Source organism: Yoonia sp., assembly GCF_042093035.1.
Classification (GTDB): domain Bacteria; phylum Pseudomonadota; class Alphaproteobacteria; order Rhodobacterales; family Rhodobacteraceae; genus Yoonia.
This window is the reverse complement of sequence record NZ_JBELFI010000141.1, coordinates 1-5,270: the sequence shown is the minus strand read 5'-3', so window position 1 is coordinate 5,270 and position 5,270 is coordinate 1. Positions and strand designations below refer to the sequence as shown.

7 protein-coding genes are annotated in these 5,270 nt (G+C 57.4%); 4 read left to right on the top strand and 3 right to left on the bottom strand.

The features are described 5' to 3' along the window. Both ACFDSS_RS13255 and ACFDSS_RS13250 read right to left on the bottom strand, forming a co-directional pair. Window positions 1–617, bottom strand: a 617-nt coding sequence (locus ACFDSS_RS13255) for an MBL fold metallo-hydrolase (RefSeq protein ID WP_375256205.1), incomplete at its 3' end; no start/stop codon positions are given. Window positions 618–745: 128 nt separating this feature from the next. Then, entirely contained in the window at window positions 746–1,534 is a 789-nt protein-coding gene (locus ACFDSS_RS13250; RefSeq protein ID WP_375256204.1) for an MBL fold metallo-hydrolase, read from the bottom strand. Window positions 1,535–1,636: 102 nt separating this feature from the next. Between ACFDSS_RS13250 and ACFDSS_RS13245 the strand changes: the two genes are divergently transcribed. From ACFDSS_RS13245 to ACFDSS_RS13230, 4 genes are all read left to right on the top strand, one after another. Next, the gene (locus tag ACFDSS_RS13245) at window positions 1,637–1,771 is read left to right on the top strand and encodes a hypothetical protein (RefSeq protein ID WP_375256203.1); all 135 of its coding nucleotides are present in this window, start codon (window positions 1,637–1,639) and stop codon (window positions 1,769–1,771) included. Between the two features lie 74 nt (window positions 1,772–1,845). Continuing rightward, window positions 1,846–2,043: a hypothetical protein gene (locus ACFDSS_RS13240; RefSeq protein WP_375256202.1), complete on the top strand. Its 198-nt coding sequence runs from the start codon at window positions 1,846–1,848 to the stop codon at window positions 2,041–2,043. 213 nt (window positions 2,044–2,256) lie between these two features. Further along, complete coding sequence (locus ACFDSS_RS13235) at window positions 2,257–3,867, top strand: GMC family oxidoreductase (RefSeq protein WP_375256201.1); 1,611 nt, start codon at window positions 2,257–2,259, stop codon at window positions 3,865–3,867. Further along, entirely contained in the window at window positions 3,864–5,039 is a 1,176-nt protein-coding gene (locus tag ACFDSS_RS13230) for a mandelate racemase/muconate lactonizing enzyme family protein (protein WP_213393896.1), read from the top strand. The genes ACFDSS_RS13235 and ACFDSS_RS13230 overlap by 4 nt, the downstream gene beginning before the upstream one ends. A gap of 24 nt (window positions 5,040–5,063) precedes the next feature. Here ACFDSS_RS13230 and ACFDSS_RS13225 read toward each other — a convergent pair. Beyond that, the coding region (locus tag ACFDSS_RS13225; RefSeq protein WP_375256200.1) for a hypothetical protein at window positions 5,064–5,270 on the bottom strand (207 nt) is incomplete at its 5' end.

Below are 5,270 nucleotides of genomic sequence, written 5' to 3'. Positions count from 1 at the left end.
CCCGCGATCACGAGGCTTTGGTTCGGTAGCCAGACAACCACGTCGCCCGCACTGTGGGATGGGCCAAGATAGCGGACCTCGATACGAAAGTCGCCAAGCTCCAGAATATACTCATCGGTAAATGTCTCGGTCGGGCCCTGCAAAAAGGTGCCTTCGGCTTTTTCACGATTAAGCTGTTGCATACCCTCGAGAATACGGAAGCCACGCACGTCGAATTCTGTTGCCGCATCTTCATGGGCAATGATCGGAACATCCTGCTCGACCCAATAGGAATTGCCAAGCATGGCATGGCCTTGCCCGTTTTCATTCACCACCAAAACGACAGGCTGATCGGTCAGTGCCTTGATTTCATCGTGCAAGGCTTTAGCCAAAACGTAAGCGCCACCACCGTTCACAACGACAACACCGTCACCGGTGATAATGAAACTGAGGTTGTTGTTATGACCACTATTTTCATATGTTGGTGGTGCGGTTGCGCCAATGGCACTGTAAACGCCTGGGATAAATTCGACTGGCGCACTATAAAGAGCGGATCCAGGATATTGGTCGGCGATGCTTTCGTTCGCTATGGCAGGCGAGGCGCAAACAGCCGTCAGCAGGGTCGCAAGCCGGATCATGCTTGTTCTTCTACAAAATAGTATCCATCGCCTCGACGTTCTGCGCGACCCAATCCACCACCAGGCAAATGGAAGCCGATCAGGCGCATCTGTGATTGGCTCAGCTGATCCAACAGTGCAACACGGGTTTAAGCGGCAAGTTGGGCGTTCTGGTCAGAGCTTGACAGCCAGGTGGGCTGCGCGAAGGCAAGGTGATGATTGACGATACTATCGCCAACGATCATCACGCTTTCACTGCCCATCTGAACCTCAAACGACATGTGGCCGGGCGTATGTCCAGGAGTCAGGCGTGACAGGACACCGGGCATGATTTCCTGATCATCATCAAAAAAAACAATCTGGTCGCTCAGTAGCTCGAGGCGGTTTTTGGCACCGACCGCGAATGTGACACGGCCTTGGTCAATCGTAGAAACTGTATTGGGGTCAGTCCAGTAATCCCACTCGGATCGCCCGATGTGGTAGGCCGCATCGGGAAAGATCAGATCGCCAAAATCGTCCAGCACACCCCAAAGATGATCCGGATGCGCATGGGTAAACGCAACATCGGTCACATCGGACGGGTCAACGCCTAGGGTATCCAAAGCATCCAGCAATTTACCTGCGCTCGGCATGAACTCCTGACCGGCGCCCGCGTCGAACAACACCGTCCGGTCACCGTTTCGCAGCAGTGTGACATTGCAATCAGGCGTAAAGGTATCGCCTGTTATGCCGTAGGATTTCAGAATCGCCTCGGCGCCGTCAGGTGGCGTTTCACCCAGTGAAAAGGCCTTTGGCAGCACAAGATTTCCATCACTGAGCGTGTCCAACCGGATTGTGCCCATTTCAAGTGTCGATTGCGCCCAAGCCATTGGAGGCAAAGCAAGTGACAGCCCCGCCCATGAGGCCCCTTTTATCACCTGGCGTCTGGAAAAATTCATGGCGTCCCTCATATTCAGTTTCTTGAATGATAACATGACGCCGCGAATTGGAAAGGGTTCTGTTACGCTTTTACGGGGCGCGTCGATGACCGTTGTTATTACATGCAAAAAACGAATCTGATCGGTCGCCGGATGGTCGCGTTGCAGCGTTATCATTTGCAAACGGGAATTATCCTAGCGCGCAGCGGCGATACCGAGCGGATACTTCGATACCTGAAACTGGTCATTTTGCGGTGACGCTTGCGCTCTTTGTTGCCATTTTTCTAAGCGTGGTTCCAGTCGGCGGTGCGTCCCTGCACAATACGCGCTGGATGCAAACTGCTGACGCGACCGAGAAGGTTCCACTCGTCCTGATCGGGATCGCTTTCGGGGCGCTGATGTGGTCGTTTGTCGTCGGTAACTGTTCGGTGCGCTGCGTGGTTGAAAACTCGAATGCGCTCATACCGATAATTCACAAGGTGGCTGCGACTTGGGGCAGTCACGAGGGGTCTTTGCTGTTTTGGTGCTGATCCTTGCGGCGTTCGGTGCGGCTGTGACCTAAACGAGCACTGTGGGCGGCACCAAAACGTGACAGGTCCACGCCAACCAGCGCAAGTCAGAAATGACATTCATGCAGAGCGTCGACATTGCGCTTTATTTCAGGCTCTTATCGGGCAGTTATTTGTTTACAAGATGTCAACTCGGCGTGCCAAAACCACCGCGAGATTTGGAGGGGGGATTGAATGGAAGACTTCGATTATATCATCGTGGGGGCAGGTTCTGCAGGCTGCGTGCTGGCCGAGCGGCTAAGCGAATCCGGACGCCACAAGGTGCTTTTGCTTGAGGCCGGTGGGCGCGGTTGGTCGCCGTGGATCGCCTTGCCACTTGGGTACGGCAAAACCTTTTACGATTCTCGGGTAAACTGGAAATACCAGACCGAACCAGAGGATGCGCTGGCCGGGCGCCGGGGCTCTTGGCCGCGCGGCAAGGTGGTGGGTGGGTCTGGGGCCATTAATGCGCTGGTCTACGCGCGCGGATTGCCGCAGGACTTTGATGATTGGGCGGCGGCCGGGGCGGCCGGCTGGGGCTGGGACACCGTGCAGCAGACCTATGAGGCGATGGAAACCCGGCGCGGAACTCGCGGCGACCGCCAAGGCCGTGGGCCGCTACATGTCCAGGATGTTTCGGACCAGATCCACCCCGTGAACCGGCATTTCTTTGCTGCGGCAGAAGAACTGGGACTGCCACGCACCAACAATATCAAGGGTAGTGCGTGCGAGGGCGCGGGGGTGTATTTGATCAACACGAGCAAGGGGCGTCGCATGCATTCCGCGCGGGCCTTTCTGAAACCCGCTCTGAAGCGTCCAAATGTCACCCTGATGACCGGCGTTATCGCGGAACGGATCGTCTTTGAGGGCCTGCGGGCTGCCGCGGTGCAAGTGAACAAGGGCGGGCGCAAGCTGACCTTTCGCGCGGGCCGCGAGATTATCCTTTCCGCGGGGGCGGTGACTTCGCCGCGGTTGCTTCAGCTGTCGGGTATTGGCCCTGCTGAGCTGCTCAAGTCGCATGGGATCACGCCGCTGTGTGATGCGCCGCATGTCGGTGGCAACTTGCAGGACCATCTGGGAATAAACTATTATTTCAGGGCCACAGAACCAACATTGAACAATATCCTACGGCCATTGACTGGCAAGCTGTGGGCGGCGCTGCAATATGCGCTGACACGGCGCGGGCCGCTGGCGCTATCTGTGAACCAGTGCGGCGGGTATTTCCGCTCGTCGCCGGATCTGCTCGGGCCGGATCAGCAGCTATACTTTAACCCTGTCACTTATACGACAACGCCGCATGGCAAGCGCAGTGTCATTCAGCCAGATCCGTTCGCGGGATTTATCATTGGCTTTCAGCCGTCCCGCCCCACCAGCCGTGGTCGCATTGACATCAGCTCTGCGGATCCGATGGCAGCGCCGCGGATCCAGCCCAACTCATTGGCGACCAGTGAAGACAGGGCGCTGGTTGTGGCAGGCGGCCGCCTGTGTCAGCGGTTGATTGAAACCAGCGCTTTGCAGGGTTTGGTGGAAACCGCGATGGGCCCGGATTTGCGGGTCATGGACGACAACCAGATTCTGGCTGATTTCCGCGAACGCTCTGGCACCGTTTTCCATCCGGTTGGCACCTGCCGTATGGGGCAAAATGCGCAGTCCTCGGTCGTCAACCCACAGCTACAGGTACACGGGGTACAGGGATTGCGGGTCATTGATGCCTCGGTATTTCCGAATCTGACTTCGGGCAACACCAATGCCCCGACCATGATGCTGGCGCATCGCGCAGCGGCGCTTATTTTGGAGGATGCATGAGCACGCCCTATTCGATGTCCGGCGCAGTGCCGGTTTCAAGTGATCGCGGCAAACACGATAGCGGCCCGCGGATTCGCCGGATCGAGACCTTTTGCACGCCGCTGATTGGTTTTGTGCGGGTCACGGCCGAGGACAACTCGACCGGCTGGGGACAAGTGTCCACCTACAGTAGCGACCTGACATGCGAGATCCTGCATCGGCAGGTGGCACCTTGGGCTTTGGGGCGCGGTATGGATGCGCTTGAGGATGTGATCGCCGAGATTCCGCTCCGAGAGCACAAGTTTCCCGGCACCTATTTGCGCCGGGCGATGGCCGGACTGGACACGGCTGTCTGGGACTGGCGCGGCAAAGCCGTGGGTAAGCCAGTCGCAGAGCTGCTCGGCGGGTCGGCTGGTCCAGTGCGCGCCTACGCGTCCTCGATGCGGCGCGATATCACGCCAGAGGACGAGGCGGCGCGGCTACAGAAACTTCGTGACGAGTTTGGGTTTGATGCCTTCAAGGTGCGCGTGGGCGCGGAATGCGGGCAGGATAGAGATGAATGGGAGGGACGCACCGAAGCGATTATTCCTGCCATCCGAAAGGCCATGGGGCCGAATGCGGCGTTGCTGGTTGATGGCAACTCGGGCTTTGGTCCATCACGCGCGATCGCGGTTGGCGGTATGCTGCAGGCCAATGGATACGAACACTTCGAGGAGCCTTGTCCCTATTGGGAGCTGGAGCAGACCGCCGAAGTTACTCGTGCGCTGTCAATCGACGTGGCCGGTGGCGAACAAGACTGGGATATCCAGCAGTGGAAGCGCATCGTCGCCATGCGTGCTGTGGACATCATACAGCCTGACATTTTGTATCTGGGGGGCATGATCCGTAGCATGGAGGTGGCCCGCATGGGCCATGCAGCGGGGCTGCCCTGCACGCCGCATGCCGCCAATCTGTCGTTGGTCACCCTTTTTACCATGCATCTTTTGCGCGCGGTCCCCAATCCTGGGCGTTATCTGGAATTTTCGATCGAAGGTGACGATTACTATCCATGGCAGCGCGACTTGTTCCTCAACGATCCTTACAAGGTTACGTCTGGCCAAGTCGTGGTGAGCGATGCGCCTGGCTGGGGGGCCGAGATCAACCCTGAATGGCTTGCCAAATCCACCTACAAATGCAGTGAGGATGCTTGTTGACACCTGATGGAGGTTTGATGCCCATCACGAAAATGGCGCAGTGCCAGAACTGCCAGCAAACCAATCTGCCGATGGCAAATGCAGACCGTCACCTAATTCGTCGGTGGCATCTTGGCTGATGTGAAACGCGCCTGAACCTGTGCCGTGGCTGTTTGTGTTGCTTGGCAGGTCAACGCATCCTTTTGAACAACAGCATTTCTTCGTAGAACCTTTCCATGCGTTCCAGCCGTT

Excerpts from the sequence above, each read along its gene's own strand:
- ACFDSS_RS13240 (WP_375256202.1), top strand. The coding sequence starts at position 1,846 with ATGCAAACTGCTGACGCGACCGAGAAGGTTCCACTCGTCCTGATCGGG.
- ACFDSS_RS13230 (WP_213393896.1), top strand. The coding sequence starts at position 3,864 with ATGAGCACGCCCTATTCGATGTCCGGCGCAGTGCCGGTTTCAAGTGAT.
- ACFDSS_RS13250 (WP_375256204.1), bottom strand. The coding sequence starts at position 1,534 with ATGAATTTTTCCAGACGCCAGGTGATAAAAGGGGCCTCATGGGCGGGG.
- ACFDSS_RS13245 (WP_375256203.1), top strand. The coding sequence starts at position 1,637 with ATGCAAAAAACGAATCTGATCGGTCGCCGGATGGTCGCGTTGCAGCGT.
- ACFDSS_RS13235 (WP_375256201.1), top strand. The coding sequence starts at position 2,257 with ATGGAAGACTTCGATTATATCATCGTGGGGGCAGGTTCTGCAGGCTGC.